Source organism: Mycobacterium sp. E787, from assembly GCF_001668725.1.
Classification (GTDB): Bacteria; Actinomycetota; Actinomycetes; order Mycobacteriales; family Mycobacteriaceae; genus Mycobacterium.
Genome location: NZ_LZKL01000089.1, coordinates 102,742 through 117,572, shown reverse-complemented (window position 1 = coordinate 117,572; position 14,831 = coordinate 102,742). Strand labels below are relative to the sequence as shown.

The 14,831-nt window shown below is 68.5% G+C and carries 11 protein-coding genes; 9 read left to right on the top strand and 2 right to left on the bottom strand.

Annotated features, from left to right (window positions below; all coding sequences use genetic code 11):
• Positions 1–253 precede the first annotated feature (253 nt).
• Complete coding sequence (locus A5705_RS17735) at positions 254–1,267, top strand: cation diffusion facilitator family transporter (protein ID WP_068278864.1); 1,014 nt, start codon at positions 254–256, stop codon at positions 1,265–1,267.
• On the opposite strand, the gene A5705_RS17730 is transcribed toward A5705_RS17735, so the two are convergent.
• Positions 1,264–2,556, bottom strand: a complete 1,293-nt coding sequence (locus tag A5705_RS17730; RefSeq protein WP_067877303.1) for an NRAMP family divalent metal transporter — start codon at positions 2,554–2,556, stop codon at positions 1,264–1,266. The two genes, A5705_RS17735 and A5705_RS17730, sit on opposite strands and share 4 nt — an antisense overlap.
• A gap of 269 nt (positions 2,557–2,825) precedes the next feature.
• Here A5705_RS17730 and A5705_RS17725 point away from each other — a divergent pair, with 269 nt between their 5' ends.
• The 8 genes from A5705_RS17725 (at position 2,826) to A5705_RS17690 (ending at position 14,451) form a co-directional block, all read left to right on the top strand.
• The gene (locus A5705_RS17725) at positions 2,826–7,139 is read left to right on the top strand and encodes an AAA family ATPase (protein WP_231982489.1); all 4,314 of its coding nucleotides are present in this window, start codon (positions 2,826–2,828) and stop codon (positions 7,137–7,139) included.
• 94 nt (positions 7,140–7,233) lie between these two features.
• Positions 7,234–8,025: a hypothetical protein gene (locus A5705_RS17720; RefSeq protein ID WP_067877308.1), complete on the top strand. Its 792-nt coding sequence runs from the start codon at positions 7,234–7,236 to the stop codon at positions 8,023–8,025.
• A 15-nt stretch (positions 8,026–8,040) separates the two neighbouring features.
• Positions 8,041–9,225: a polyprenyl synthetase family protein gene (locus tag A5705_RS17715; protein ID WP_068278855.1), complete on the top strand. Its 1,185-nt coding sequence runs from the start codon at positions 8,041–8,043 to the stop codon at positions 9,223–9,225.
• Positions 9,222–9,680 carry a hypothetical protein gene (locus tag A5705_RS17710; protein ID WP_068278852.1) on the top strand — a complete coding sequence of 153 codons (459 nt, stop codon included), beginning with the start codon at positions 9,222–9,224 and terminating at the stop codon, positions 9,678–9,680. The genes A5705_RS17715 and A5705_RS17710 overlap by 4 nt, the downstream gene beginning before the upstream one ends.
• Positions 9,677–9,946 (top strand): hypothetical protein, encoded by a 270-nt coding sequence (locus tag A5705_RS17705; protein WP_068278848.1) that lies wholly within the window; start codon positions 9,677–9,679, stop codon positions 9,944–9,946. The genes A5705_RS17710 and A5705_RS17705 overlap by 4 nt, the downstream gene beginning before the upstream one ends.
• Positions 9,943–10,965, top strand: a complete 1,023-nt coding sequence (locus A5705_RS17700; protein WP_068278846.1) for a hypothetical protein — start codon at positions 9,943–9,945, stop codon at positions 10,963–10,965. The genes A5705_RS17705 and A5705_RS17700 overlap by 4 nt, the downstream gene beginning before the upstream one ends.
• Complete coding sequence (locus A5705_RS17695) at positions 10,958–11,362, top strand: SCP2 sterol-binding domain-containing protein (RefSeq protein ID WP_068278842.1); 405 nt, start codon at positions 10,958–10,960, stop codon at positions 11,360–11,362. The genes A5705_RS17700 and A5705_RS17695 overlap by 8 nt, the downstream gene beginning before the upstream one ends.
• Positions 11,359–14,451: an NAD(P)-binding protein gene (locus A5705_RS17690; protein WP_067877327.1), complete on the top strand. Its 3,093-nt coding sequence runs from the start codon at positions 11,359–11,361 to the stop codon at positions 14,449–14,451. The genes A5705_RS17695 and A5705_RS17690 overlap by 4 nt, the downstream gene beginning before the upstream one ends.
• Positions 14,452–14,473: 22 nt before the next feature.
• Here A5705_RS17690 and A5705_RS17685 read toward each other — a convergent pair whose 3' ends face one another.
• Complete coding sequence (locus A5705_RS17685) at positions 14,474–14,821, bottom strand: DUF732 domain-containing protein (RefSeq protein ID WP_067877329.1); 348 nt, start codon at positions 14,819–14,821, stop codon at positions 14,474–14,476.
• Positions 14,822–14,831 lie beyond the last annotated feature (10 nt).

Sequence of the window (14,831 nt, the reverse complement as noted above, 5' to 3'; positions counted from 1 at the left end):
CTGGCCGCGAAGTCAGCGCTCGGTGTCGCTATTGCGCTTGTTGCCGTGGGATGGGCTGCAACCGCCGTCGCCGACCCGAACGCATTCGGTGTCCTCAGCTGTTCCTGCCGGCCCCTCCCGGGCATCAGTCCTGCCGGCCCCGACCTGATCGACGAGGGAATCCGGGACGGCATTGGCGATCTGACGCGCTCGCGCGGGACGGCCGAATAACCTATTATCTGCGTATGCACGCAGATAACCGAGTAGCGTCGGCATGAGCGCGGATCGCGGGCATCACGAGCACGGTCACGCGCACGCACATCCACATGGGATTCGCGGCGTCCTGACGCACCTTGTGGTCCCGCACAGCCACGACGCCGCCGAGAGCGTCGACAGCGCACTGGAATCCAGCGCCATCGGCATCCGGGCGGTCAAGGTCAGCCTGGTCGGGCTGGGCGCGACCGCGGCCATCCAGGTCGTCATCGCCGTCGTCTCCGGATCGATCGCGCTGGCCGCCGACACCATCCACAACTTCTCGGACGCCCTGACCGCGGTACCACTATGGATCGCGTTCGCGGTGGGCAACCGCCCGGCGACCCGGCGCTACACCTACGGTTACGGGCGGGCCGAAGACGTCGCCGGCCTGTTCGTCATCACCATGATCGCGTTGTCGGCGATCATCGCCGGCTATGAAGCCGTCGTGCGGCTGATCCACCCCGTCACCATCGAGCACGTCGGCTGGGTCGCCGGCGCCGGCGTGATCGGTTTTCTCGGCAACGAACTCGTCGCCGCCTACCGGATTCGCATCGGCCGCCGGATCGGCTCGGCGGCCCTCGTCGCCGACGGCCTGCACGCCCGCACCGACGGATTCACCTCACTGGCAGTGCTTTTCGGAGCAATCGGCGTCGCCCTCGGCTATCCGCTGGCCGACCCGATCGTCGGGCTGATCATCACGGTGGCGATCCTGGCGGTGCTGCGCACCGCCGTGCGCGACATCTTCCGCCGGCTGATGGACGCGGTGGATCCCGAACTCGTCGACGTCGCCGAGGCAACTCTGGTGGCCCGGCCGGGCGTCCGCGGCGTGCGCAGCGTCCGGATGCGCTGGATCGGGCATCGCCTGCACGCCGACGCCGAGCTCGACATCGATCCCGCCACCAGCCTCGAAGACGCGCACCGCATCGCCCACGACGCCGAACACCAACTCACCCATGCCGTGCCGAGGCTCGACAGCGCGCTCGTCCACGCCTACCCGGCGCACACCGCCGAGCCGCCGGGCCGCCCCGCTTAGGTCAAGCCGAGGGCCTGCGGCACCATGTAGAGCCCGAAGCCCATCACCACCAGGCACAGGGCCCAGGCGACGTACTTGCGCGGTCCGCGCATGCGCCACTCCTCCGGGAGCGCGCGGGCTTCCAGCGCCAGCAACAGGCCCAGCACGATGGGCAGCAGCAAGGCGTTCATCACCTCGACGTCGACGGCCAGGTTGACCAGGTCGACGCTGGCCAGGACCAGCGCGGCGCCGACGAGGTGGGCGAGCGCGTAGGTGATGTAGAACTTGGCGGTGGCGCGGTTGGGCCGCTGGTTGAGGGTGTGCTTCCAACCGAAGACCTCCGAAAGCCCCCACGCCCCGGCCAGCGACGACACGATGGCGGCCACCAGCGCCGCGCCGAGCATGCCCAGTCCGAACAGGACGGTGCCGCCGACGCGGCCCAGGTAGGGCGTGAGCGCATTGGCGATGTCGCCGACGGTGTTCAGCGCGCCCGCGCCGCCGTGGGCCCCGATCGTCGAGGCCACGGTGATGACGACCGAGATCATGATCACCTGGGTCAGCACGGCGCCGGCGGCGGTGTCGTGCCGGGCCTGGCGGATGGTGGCCACCGACAGGTGCTTGTCGACGACCGCGCCCTGTTGGTAGAAGACCATCCAGGGCATGATGACCGCGCCGACGTTGGCCGCGACCAGCAGCAGGTACGACGAGTTGCCCAGCGGCATCGACTTCAGGCCCTCCGCAAGGGCTTTGGGCTCGGGCCGCGCCATCACCATGGCGACCAGGAACGCCAGTTCGGCCGAGCCGATGATCAAGCCGATGCGTTCCACGCGCCGGTAGCTGCCGGTCAGCGCCAACGCCAGCAGCGCGGCCGTCGCGATCGGGATGCTCACCCAGCGCGAGACGCCGAACAACTCCCCGACCCCGGCGACGCCGGCGAACTCGGTGAGCAGCGCACCGATGGCGGAGGCGAACAGCGTGAACGCCGAAATCCACGCCCAGCCCCGGCCGAAGCGTTCCCGGATCAGGGCGCCGTGCCCCTTCTTGGTGACGATGCCCAGCCGCACGGTCATCTCCTGCACGACGTACAGGATCGGCATCAGGATCAGCTGCGGCAGCACCATCCGGTAGCCCCACTGGGCGCCGGATTGGGACGCGGTGATCAGCGAACCCGCGTCGGTGTCGGCCAGCATGACGACCAGGCCGGGGCCCCATACCGTCAGCAGCCCCCACCGCAGCCAGCGGCCCTGTCGGGACGCCGACGTCGACGGTTGTCCCGACGCATCCGCCACCGGCGTGGTTGTATCGGTCACCCTCGACCAACTCCTTCGTGCGACAGCAGTGGACAACAAACTAAGCCTCGCCTAACAAGCCGTTGTCACCGGCCCCGGTTTTCGGGGCCAACCGGTCCCCGCGACAACACGCCGATTCGAGTAGCAAAGAGTGTTGCGGCGGGAGGCCTGGTAACTACGATGAGTCCACAGCGCCAGCAAAGGGAACCGAGGATGCCGATGAGCCTCACCTTGCGATTCGCTGACCGCGCGGTCCGGCGGACGGCGCCCGCCACGGTTTGCGTCGCACCGTGACAGCGCCAGTCCTCGACATCGACGGCCGCGTGGTCGACCGGCGCCAGGAACTCACCGACCTCCGAGCCGCCGTGGACGAAGCGGGACGCGCCGGCGGGGCATGCGTCCTGCTCAGCGGGGTGCCGGGAGTCGGCAAGTCGACGCTCATCCAGGCCTTCGGCGACGAGGTGTCCGGGCGCGATTGCGTGTTCGCTTACGGGAGGTGCCGCGACGGCGCGCCCGCACCGTACTCGGCGGTCCGGGACGCGCTCGGCTCGCTGGTCCGCACCATGGCGGCCACCGGGCCGCCCGAACGCGACCGTTGGCGCGCCGACATCACCGGCGGGATGTCGTCGATCGCCGGCGTCCTCGGCGAGCTGGTGCCCGACCTGGCTCGGTTGCTCGGCGAGATCCCGCCGGTCGCCGACCTCGACGCGGCGGATGCGCGGCGGCGGTTGCACCGCGCCACCATCCGGCTGCTGTCCGATACCGCGTCGTATCGGCCCGTGGTGCTCGCGATCGACGACCTGCAGTGGGCCGATCGGGACACGCTGCTGTTGCTGTCGGAGGTGTTGACGGTCTCGCTCCGCAACGTCTTGGTCCTCGGTGCGCATCGGGCGGGTGAATTCGACCCGGGCTCAGCGGGTTTCAGCGCCGCGAGCCCGCGCAGCATCGAGCTCGACCCGCTCTCGCGCGAGGACGTCGAGGAGCTGCTCGCCACCGTGACCGGGCGCGGTGTCGAGCTGGGCGACGTGGCCGCCGAATTCCAGCATCGGACCGGCGGCAATCCGCTGCAGGTACGTCAGCTGCTCTACCGCGCGCAACGCGAGGGCGCGCTGACCCCGGTCGGCAGCGGCGGACGGCCCACGTGGGACCTGCGCGTCCTCACCTCGATCGAGGTCACGGCCACGTCCGCCGAGTTCCTCGGCCGCTATCTCGCCCAGCTGCGCCCGGACGATCGGGCGGTGCTCAGTTCGCTGTCGTGCTTCGCCGGCGAGTTCGACCTGGCCGACGCCACCGCGGCGGCCGCGCGGCCACCCGACGTGGTGGCCCAGGCGCTCTGGGCGTGTCTCGAGCTTCGACTGCTCGAGGCCGTCGACTGCGATGGCAGGAGGATCGCCAACGCGATCAGCCGCGACGCGCGTTACCGCTTCAGCCACGACCGGGTGACCGAGGCGGCGCGGGTCGGCCTGACCGACGACGCCAAACGCGAGACCCACCTGCGGATCGGCCGGTGGCTGGTCGACCAGGGGGACGACCGGTTGTTCGACGCCGCGCGGCACGTCGGTGCCGGCGGAGGTGGGGTCGCCGACGACGCCGAGCGCGTCCGGTTCGTCGAGGTGCTGCGGCGGGCCGCACGTAAGGCGAGGGCGCAGGCCTCGTTCCCGTTGGCGCTCGAATACTGCCGCAATGCGCTGGAACTCCTCGGTCGGCAGCGTTGGGACACGCACTTCGCGCTGAGCCGCGAGCTGCAGCTCGACGCCGCGGAGGCCGCGCTGCTGGTCGGCGACGTGGCGGCGCTGCATTCGCTGCTCGACGAGGCGGAGCAGGTGCTGCCCGAGCCGGCCGACCGCACGCGGCTGGCGTACCTCCGCCTCAAGGGGCGGGTCGCACAGAACCGTCTGCAGGAGGCGCTCGAGATCGGACTGCGGGCGCTCGACGAGTTCGGCGAGCCGCTGCCGGCCGACGCGGGCAAGCCCCGCATGGGCAATGCGATAGTCCGGATGAACCTCACGATGCGCCGCTGGAGCAACGAGCGGCTGCTTCGGCTGCCGCTTTGCGACGACCGGCGAGTCATCGAGATCCAACGGATCCTCGCCGAGTTGCGCAGCATGGCGTACATCGTCCGGCCCAACCTGCTCCCCTTGATCGTGCGCAAGCAAGTCAACCTGACCTTGGCCCATGGGCATACGCCCAGCTCGCCGACGGTCCTCGCCAGTTGCGGGCTGCTGCTGGTGATCATGGGTGATCGCGCGGGCGGCCAGCGTTTCGGCGAGGCCGGCCTGCTACTGACGGAACGGGCGGAGTTCCGCGAGGCCCGGCCGGAGACGCTGTTCATGTATCTGAACTTCGTTCGCCACTGGCAACAACCGGTCCGCGACGGCCTGAGCCAACTGCGCGACGCCGTCGAGGAGGCCCTCGACCAAGGCGATCAGGAGTACGCCGGATTCCTGGTCGCCGTCCTGCTCTCCCAGTCGGTCTGGGCCGGCCGCCCCCTGGCGGAAATCGACGCACTCGCGAGCACCTTCGTCCCGCACATCCGTTCCCAGCCCGTGCCCGCCGGCCTGTGCCAAGGTACGCATCAGTATTGCCTCAACCTGATGGGCCGCAGCGCCGACCCCTTGCTCGTCGCCGGCGAGAGCGGTTTCGACGAGCGGGAGGTGCTGCCGGCGGCCCGGCGAGAGAGCGACGAGGTGGCCCTGGGCGCCGCAGCGGCGCGGAAACAGGGCCTGCACTTCTGGTGCGGTGATTACGCCGGAGCGGTCGCCGCGACGCCCGATGCGGTCGAGCACGTCGGCGGTATGACCGGCACCGTCATCGTTCAACTCATCTACCTGATCGGTGCGCTGAGCGCGCTGCATCACGCGCCTCGCGATCGCTCGACCGCCCGCTTCGTGCGCGAGGCACTCAGGTTGCATCGCCAGTGGGCCGTGGGCGCACCGGAGAACTACGCGGCATCGCACGCACTGATCCAGGGAGCGTGGGCGCGAGCGCGGGGCCAACACGCCACGGCCGAACGCCACCTGCACCAAGCGATCCGGCTCGCCGAGGAAAACCAGCTCCCAGTGATCAGTGGCTGTGCCCACGAGGAGGCCGCCGCCCTCTACGCCGGCACCGGACGGACAACCCTTCAACAACACATGCTGCGGTCGGCGTACCAGCGCTGGCTGACCCTGGGCTTCGCGGTGCGTACGGACTGGCTCGCGCGCGAGCACCCCTGGCTACTCCGACGCGATCTCGTTCAGGGGGGTTCCGCCGGGATCGACCCGGTCGGCGCGCATCAGCTTCTGCACGCACTGTCGGGCGCGCGGACCGCCGACGCCTTGGCCAACATCATCTTGGGCTCGGTCGCCGACACGACCGGCGCGGGTCGCGTCCTGTTCCTCACCGGCGACGTAGACAATCTGGCCGTCCGGGCCCTCCAGGATCACGGCAAGATCTCGATCGTGGACGGGCCATGGACCGAGGTCGCCTACAACCGGGATATCGTGCGCCGCGTGATCGATGGTGGCTCGCCCGTCATCGCCGCGCCCGACCGCAAGGCCGCGGGCCCGCCGATCCTGGCGGCTCCAATCAGGTTGCACGACAGGACAATCGGCGTGATTTACGCCGAGCGGGATCAGCCGGACGGCAGCTTCGGCCGCGACCACGAGGAGGCGGTGGCGTTCCTGTGTGACCAGGCGGCCGCTCCCCTGTGGAACTTCCAGCTCGAGGAGCGACTGCGGGCCGCCGACGAGCACCGGCAGTCCCTGATGGACGTCCAATCGAGATTCGTGCCCAACGAGCTGTTGCGCATCCTCGACATCGACGACCTTCGTCGCGTCCGGGCAGGCTACCGGGTCGAGCGCGAGATGACCGTGCTCATCAGCGACATCCGCGGCTACACAACCATGCTCGAGGACATGGACGTCGCCGAGGCCAGCAACTTGGCGATGGGCTTTCTGCGCGCCGTCGAGCTCCCGATCATCAGTTACAACGGCATGATCCAAGACGTGCGAGGGGACGAGATCGTCGCCGTTTTCGACTCCGAGGCCGACGCGGTGCGGGCGGGGTTGGGCATGCTGCGCTCGTTGCGCGAGCACAACCGGGAGCGCAAGGTGCTCGGCTCCGAGGAACTGCGGGCGGGAATCGGCATCAACACCGGCGCTGTGGGGGTCGGGCTCGTCGGCGGGGTGAACCGCATGGTGCTCACCATCATCGGCGATGCGGTGAACCTCGCCGCCCGCATCGAAAGCACCAACAAGCGCTACGGCTCCGCCCTGCTCATCTCCGACCGCACGCATAAGCGCCTCGCTCAATCGGAGCAGTTCGACATCCGCCGGATGGAGCGCGTCATGGTGGTCAACCGACGCCGGCCGGTGACGATTTACGAAGTGTACGACGAGGATTCGGCTCACCTTCGCGCCGCGAAGCGCGCGGCGCAGCCCGCCTTCGACGAGGCGTTCGCGCTGTTCGACGCCGGCGATGTCGACGCGGCACGCGCCGCGTTCGAACGGTGCCGCGAGTTGTTGCCCGACGACCCGGTGGCAACGCTGCATCTGGCGCACTGCGACGCGGTGGCTCGCGGCGAGATGACCCCGGGTCAGGAAATAGCGCTGCTGAACAAGTAATGCACTACTCGAATTCAGAAAACTGCGGAAAAGTGCTACGCGATTTCCGACCTTGTCTGCCATGATTTGAGCGACTGTCAGGAGGGTCACATCCATGTACCTGAGCGCTGAGCGGTTGGCCCTCGCCAACCAGACCGTCAAAGAGACCTTCGAGCAGTGCAGCGTCGCCTGGCAGGCCATCCCCCACTGGGACACCCGCGACCCCAGCAAAACGCAGGTGCCCAACGACAACGTGGCGACACCAGCCATCCTGACGCTCGCAACGACACCGGTCTCTTTCAACGTGACTCTCGCCGAGGTGATCGCGCCGACGCCCGATGTGTTGCTCGCAAGCGTGATCGCCAACACGGTCACACTCGCCGCGACGGTCGACAAAGCGGTGTTCATAGCGCTTAGTACAGGGGGGGCACCCCCGGCGCAAATCAATTCACCGGGGGCCACTGGCGACATCCTCAATGGGCTCCTCGATGCCCGAGTGCTGGTTGAGCAAGGCGGATACCGGGCGCCGTCGTGCCTCATCACAAACACCCCGGGCCTCAAGCAACTGACCGCATTGACGACCGCCGCGATCCCCGCCACCGATGTGCTATTGGCTCCGGCCAACATCAACTGCCTACAACGCGTAGATCAGCTCGAGAACCCCGTGCCCAACAAGAAAGCCATCGTCGCATATCTGCTCGGCCGGCGCCGGCGGATCGCGCCCGCGGGCGCGGCGGAGGCGTCACCGGGTGAAGAGGCCTTGGACCTCGCCGTCAGCATTCCACCGAGCCTAGAGATCGTCGGCGAAGTACCGGCGACCGCCAACTCGATCCAATTCAACGTCCGCATCGGCTACGCGCTCCGGATTAAAGATGTAAACGGATACGTCGTCATCCGCAATCAGTAAATGACGTAGACCGCAATGACGTCGACCCTGCCCGACGCGCGCTCAGTCGGAGCGCAGCCGAACCCGCTCGAGGAATATCTCGCCTTATGCAGGGACGCCTGCGTCGGCGAGATCAAGCGGCTCTACGGTCCCGGTCAGGGCGGCTCGAGCGGGCTGCACGAGATGATCCTCGACTACCCGATGCGCGGCGGGAAGGCGCTGCGGCCGGCACTGAGCATCGCGACCTGCCTCGGGCTCGGCGGGCACCTCGAGGCGATACTGCCGACCGCGGCCACGCTCGAGCTCTACCACAACGCGTTTCTCATCCACGACGACATCGAGGACGAATCCTGGTGGCGGCGGGGCAAACCCACGCTACACGTGGACCACGGCGTCCCGATCGCCGTCAATGTCGGCGACGCCATGCTGTCGCTTTCGCTGCAACCGCTGCTTGACAACGTCGAACGCATAGGGCTCGGGCCCGCGCTGCGCATCCTGCGCGCCGTCGCCAAGATGACCCGCCTGACCGTCGACGGCCAGGCCATCGAGCTCGACTGGGTCCGGTCCAACGCCTGGCGCCTCGATGACGCCGACTACCTCAATATGGTGGAACTCAAGACCAGCTGGTACTCGTTCATCACCCCGCTGCAGGCCGGCGCGATCGCGGCGGGCGCGGGACCGGAGCGAATGGCCGCGTTGGAGTCCCTCGGCCGCCATCTCGGAGCGGCCTTCCAGATCACCGACGACCTGCTGAACTTGCGCGCGGACCCCGAGGAGTACGGCAAGGAGATCGGCGGCGACCTGTGGGAGGGCAAGCGGACCCTCATGCTGCTGCACACCCTGCGGTGCGCCGAACCGGAAGAACAAGAACGGGCTGTACAGATTCTCGCCAAGCGCCGCCCCGGCGTCGACCGAGAGTTCGGGCTGTCGGAGCTGCTGGATCGACTCACCGCCGGCGGCGAACTCTCCAAAGTCGGCAGGGTCCAGATCGAGGCACGGATAGCAGGATCTTATCCACCGGAGCCCAAGAGCCTCAACGAGATTCGCTGGCTCTACGAATTGATGCAGCGCGTCGGTTCGCTGCGGCACGCCCGCGACGTCGCCGCCCGGCACGCGCGGGAGGCGGCCACCGCGCTTGCCCGCCTTGACTGGTTGCCACGCAGCCGCCACCGCGACGTGCTCGCCGACCTGGTGGACTACGTACACGGGCGCACCCGGTGAACCCCGAAGTCCTGGCCGGCATGCTGGCGGAGCTCGAGCGGATCCGCGAGCTCACCCTCGATCTGATCCAGCGCGAGACGCCACGGTTGCTCCCGGCTCCACCGGACGACGCCTGCAGTTCCGAGCGGACGGTTTTCGACCTGCTTCTCGGCGCGCGCCGCGCGGTCCTGGGTAATCCGGCGGCCGCCCGGGGGCTGCACGACCTGCTCGTCGCCGAGGGCCGCCGCTACGCGAACACACCCGAGGGGGCGCGGCTGCGCGACGCGTTGGTCGCCTCCGAGGCGGTGGAGAATCTGCGACGGGTCTGGGAAACGGTCAGCCTCAACGTGCTCGACGGCCCCGCCGCACCGAACGCCGCCCCCGACGCGTGGGCGGATCTGTTGGCCGACGCGGTCATCGGGCGTGGGCTCGACGATTCCGTCTTGGCCCGCCTGCGGCCCGAGGGGTTCGCATGACGCTGACGGATCCCCGCGAAGCGCTCGCCGACCAAAGCAGCTTCATCGACTACCTCGTCGGCCTCGCCGGAGTGGCCCGGGTGGTTCGCGCGCTGGCCGCCGACGGCGACCGCCGGTCCGGCCCGGACCACGCCGCGGGGGACTTCGAGTACGTGCTGCTCGGGCTCGCGAGCCTGGGCAAGGCTATTGAACGGCTCGCCAATCCGGCCGGGGCGCAACGGGACCCGACACCGCCCGCCCCGACGCCTGCACGGTGGCTCCGATGAGCGCGGTGCTCGCGGGCAGCGACTTCCTGCGCGCGCCGGTGCTCGCCACTGCCCGCCCGCAGGGTTTCAAGGAATGGCATCACTTCGTCATCCACGGGCGAGACTTCCGGCTCTTGATCAACTTCAGCCTCACCAACGAAGTGTTCGGCGCCGGCCAGGTCCGACTGGTGCCACGCGTCATCGTGATCGCACATGACGACAAGTGGACCGGCGCCATCGAGCGGTTCGACGGCTGCAGTTTCGGTGTCGCGGCCGATCTGGGTGAACTGACCATCGGCGGTAACCGGATGGCCGTGCTGCCCGACGGTTACCGCGTGTCGATCGACCTGCCCGACAACGGGATTCGCGCTGAACTGCACTTCGCCTCCGCGAGTAAACCCTTCGTCGTCAACAACCAACCGGTGGGAGACGGTCGGATGTGCTGGCTCTTCGTGCCGAGGCTGCGCGCCGAGGGGTGGCTACGGATTTCAGACCGCGAACACCGCATCGATGGCGACCTGGCCTATCACGACCACAACTGGGGCCGCTTCTGGTGGGGCGACGATTTCGGGTGGACGTGGGGCACCATTCTCCCTGCGGTGCAAGGTGATCCGTGGTCGATGGTTTTCCTGCAGATGACCGACCGCAGCCGGCTGCGCTGCCTGTCCCAAGCCCTCTACGTGTGGCACCACGACGAGCCCGCGGCGATATTCCGGCACGCCGCCGTGCAAACGCGCTCGCACGGCCTGCTGGGCCGCGCGGCGGACTGCACGTTGCCGCCCCCGATGCGCCTGCTGCTGGACGGCGAGGTGCCGGGCGTACCCGAACGGATCGAGATCACCGCGACGCGGGCGGGCGACCGGGTGCACGCCGAGTTCCGTTCGCAATCCTATGCGCGCCTGGCGCAGCCCAGCGAGCTCCACCTCGACCGGTCGACCGTGCTCTGCGAGACGGGCGGTAACGCGCGGGCGAGCGGGACGATCGGCGGACAGGATGTCGACTTCGTCGGCACCGGTGTATTCGAGTTCCTCTATGGCTGAGCGGGTTTCGTCGCTGTTGCGGCGCTCGGTCGAGCACCTGGAAGAAGAGGTGCCCGACAGTTATCGATTGCTGGTTACCCGGCTCGGCCCGATGGTGGTCGAGCTCGACGTCGAAGGCGAGGTCTTTTCGCTGCGCGGTGGCGACAGGCTTCGGGTGGCTGACGGCGCGGCGCAGGAGGCCGGCGTCCGGATCGGCGCCTCCCGAGGCGCCATCCTGGACCTGGTCGACGCCGCGGTAGGGCTGAACGAGGCCGTGGAGGCGGGCAGGGTCAGAGTGCGAGGTTCGCTCGAGGACGTCCAGCGTGCTCATGACTCGCTGATGGCGTACGTCCACGCCGCGGTCCGCGCGTCCTCGCACCCGCGACTGCTTTCCGAACTGCGGGCGGGGAAACCGTGACCGAGTGCATCACGACGCCGGCGTCGTGCGAACGACGCCCCACCGCGGCGGTCCTCGGGGCCGGCATCGCCGGCCTGACAGCCGCGCAGGAGCTCGCGGAGCGCGGCTTCCTCGTCACGGTGTACGAGACCCGCGAGGACGAGCGCAACGGGCTGGGGCAGGAGCCGGCCGGGACCTACCCGCCCGTCAAGCTCGGCGGCCTCGCCGCCTCGCAGTACTCGACCGTGGGCGCATTCGGCGGCAGCCAAGCCGAGCTGCGCCCGTTCCCGGGCCGACGGGGTCAGCCGTGTATCCCGGGGCGAGCGGTCGCCGGTGAACACGGCTTCCGGTTCTTTCCCGCGTACTATCTGCATATTTGGGACACGTTCCAGCGCATCCCCGTCTACCAACCCAATGGGACGGGCGGCTGGACACCGACTTCCCGGACCGTCTACGACAATGTCCGGCGGGTGGTCACCCAGGGCATGACGGTTGACGGCAAGCCGTCCCTGGTGTTTCCTCGCGAACTCCCCCGCAGTCCCGCCGAGTTTCTCGGGATCGTCCGGCAGCTCGGCACTTTGGGATTCACCCCCGCCGATGTCGCAACGTTTACGAGTCGGCTGCTCCGCTATCTGGTCACGAGTCCGTTGCGCCGCGCACAGGAACTGCAGAACATCTCGGCGCACGACTTCTTCATCGGACACGACAGCCAGACGGGGTTCACCCCCCAGTACCCTTATACGGAACGCTTCGACGCTCTGTTGCGCAAGATGCCAAGGGTCCTGGCCGCTTTCGACTCGCGCTGGGGCGACGCGCGCACCAACATCGACACCTATCTGCAGCTGTACCTCAATATGGATCGCCGCGACACCAAGGCCGACGGGGTGCTCAACGGCCCCACCACCGAGGCGTGGTTCGACCACTGGTACCGCCACCTCGTCGCGCTCGGCGTCCGCTTCGTGCGCGCTGTGGCGACTCGCCTCGATCCCCCCGCGTTGGACCCCCGCCAGCCGCCCCATCTGCGTCCCCGGGTGCAGATCACCTTCGCCGACGGTACGCGCGTCGCGCCGGACTACACGGTCGTCAGCGTCGACGCCCCGGCCGCCGAACACCTCGCCTCTGCGCTGCGCGCGGCGGGCACCGGTGGCACCGTGGCCAAGCTGGACGGTTTCACCACCATCGCTCCCCCGCCCGACGGGCCCCTGCAACCGGGCGCGACCCGGCCCCGGCAGCGGCGAAACCCCTACCTGATGGACGAGCTCGGCCGGGTGCCGTGGGATCGGTTCCAAACGCTGTGCGGCATCCAGTACTACTTCGACACCGAGTTCCAGTTGCTCCGCGGGCACATGTTGTACGGCGGGACCGAATGGGCGCTGTCGTCGATCAACCAACACGGATTGTGGGAGAGGCAACCGATTCTCGACCGCGACGGCCACGTCTCGGTGTTGTCGGTCGACATCGGGGATTTCAACTCCCCCTCCAGCCACCTGGTCGACGAGCGTGGACGCGGCAAGGCGGCCCGCGACTGCACCCCCGACGAAATCGCCGCGGAGGTCTGGCGTCAAATCGTTTCCGCGCTCACCAACAACATCGAATCCGTGGCGGACGAGGTGATGCCGTGGCCCGTGTGGTACGCGCTCGATCGTGGCCTGAAGATGGCCTCCGGAGCCGGCCAGGGCCACGGCCGCATCGTACGCAACGAGACGCCGTACCTCGTTCCCATCGTCGGGGATTGGGTCAACCGGCCCAGCAGCGACCCCTGGAATCCGCACGGAACATCCTGGACCACCATGCCACCCGAGGACTGGTGGCTGGCAGACCTCGAGCAGCGGAACGTGTGGCAGGCCCGCCACGGCGGCTACCAGGTGCACAACAATTCGGTCGTGTTCGCCGGTACGTGGAACAAGACGTTCACCCGGATGACGTCGATGGAGGCCGCGTGCGAGTCGGGGCGCCACGCGGTCAACGCGATTCTCGACCACTACGTTTGGGTCGCGTCCGGCGGTGTCGATCGGCGCGCGAAAACCACGCTCGCATGGGAGTTCCCTTTCGACTTCCTCGACCAGGGCCTGTCGAGCCCGATTCGGTTGCCGACACCGGCGGGTGATTACTGCTACATCTTCGACCTCGAAAACCGCGAGCCGGCCGACACCCGCGCGCTGCGCATCCTGGATTCGAGATTCTGCGAGCGGTCGTTGCCGCACCCGTTGGACTTCGGCGTCCCCCCGTCCCCTGTCTCCCTACCGGCTGGAGGTCAGCAAATGTTCATGCCCGCAATGGATTACAACCAGCAGTTGCTCGCCTATCTCCAGGGATGGCGACAACTTCTCGAGCAGTGGACGACCATGCCGGCCGGGTTTCCATACCCTCCCGCCCCGTTCATGATGCCCAACCCGCCGCAGGGCGGACCGTACCCGCCGACGGCGCCGTTCATGCCGGCAATGCCAACCATTCCGGCCATGCCGGCGATGCCGTCGACCGCTCCGGCGCCGCCCGCGCCCGGCGACTACACCCAGCAGCTGTTCGCCTACCTTCAGGCGTGGCGACAGTACCTCGAGCAGATGACCGGCGCGGTACCCGGATCTCCCCAGGCGGCGCCGGCGCAACCCGCCGGCGCCGCGGAGTCCGCCAACGCCACGGTCAACCCGCCCGCCGGCGGGGGCGGCACCGGCGGCCCCGGGGCCTGGCAAGGCGCGCCCACCGCGTCCGGCGGATCCAGCGGATCCGGCGGATCCAGTGGGGGCGCCAGCACCGCGGAGGGGGTCGTCCATCAGCAAGCCACACCGAATTGGCCGCCCCTGCTGAACGTCGCGCCCACCAGCGAGACGGGGACCCAAATGTCGGGTCCCCGCGTCCCATCGTGGGTACCCCTCGACTCCTCGGGCCATGGAGTCGATGAGCCGCAGGTGCAGAATGCGCCCGGGGACGACTCGGGTTACCAGTTCAACGTCCCGATAGGCGGCGCCCGGTTCCACACGTGGGGTCCACCCACCGAACCTCCAGCGGGGTCCGCATTCGAAGGCCTTAACGCTCGCGTCGAGCCCATCGCCGCGCCACCAACGGCGCCGCAATCGCTTTACTCGACCGTCGCGGAAAAGCCTTCGATTTAGGGAACGCGCTGAAACGCCGCGCTCAGCAGTGGGTGCCCCAGCACTGGAAGTTGGGGCAATAGGTCGAATGCGCGAGGCTCACCATCTTATGGACGTCTCCGAACGTAACGTTTCTCGGGTCCAGGGTGGCGTGGATGTTCTGGGCGATCTGTTCATATGTCCAGCCCCACATGATGTCGTCGCAGATGAGGCGCCCCGTCGCGGTGAGGCCGTCGTCGTGGTCCGGCGGCCAGTTGAAGCCGGCGGCCCGCAGTTGCGCGAGGTAAGCGTCATCGGCCGGATCGGCGGTGGCAGTCGCAGCGCTCGAAATCAAGGCAGCGCCGACCATGACGGGAATGGCCAACTTGGCCAGCCAACGAGGTGAGGGCATTTGATGCGCT

Coding starts and splice junctions, on each gene's coding strand:
- A5705_RS17720 (WP_067877308.1), top strand. CDS start 7,234: ATGTACCTGAGCGCTGAGCGGTTGGCCCTCGCCAACCAGACCGTCAAA.
- A5705_RS17715 (WP_068278855.1), top strand. CDS start 8,041: ATGACGTCGACCCTGCCCGACGCGCGCTCAGTCGGAGCGCAGCCGAAC.
- A5705_RS17700 (WP_068278846.1), top strand. CDS start 9,943: ATGAGCGCGGTGCTCGCGGGCAGCGACTTCCTGCGCGCGCCGGTGCTC.
- A5705_RS17685 (WP_067877329.1), bottom strand. CDS start 14,821: ATGCCCTCACCTCGTTGGCTGGCCAAGTTGGCCATTCCCGTCATGGTC.
- A5705_RS17695 (WP_068278842.1), top strand. CDS start 10,958: ATGGCTGAGCGGGTTTCGTCGCTGTTGCGGCGCTCGGTCGAGCACCTG.
- A5705_RS17705 (WP_068278848.1), top strand. CDS start 9,677: ATGACGCTGACGGATCCCCGCGAAGCGCTCGCCGACCAAAGCAGCTTC.
- A5705_RS17735 (WP_068278864.1), top strand. CDS start 254: ATGAGCGCGGATCGCGGGCATCACGAGCACGGTCACGCGCACGCACAT.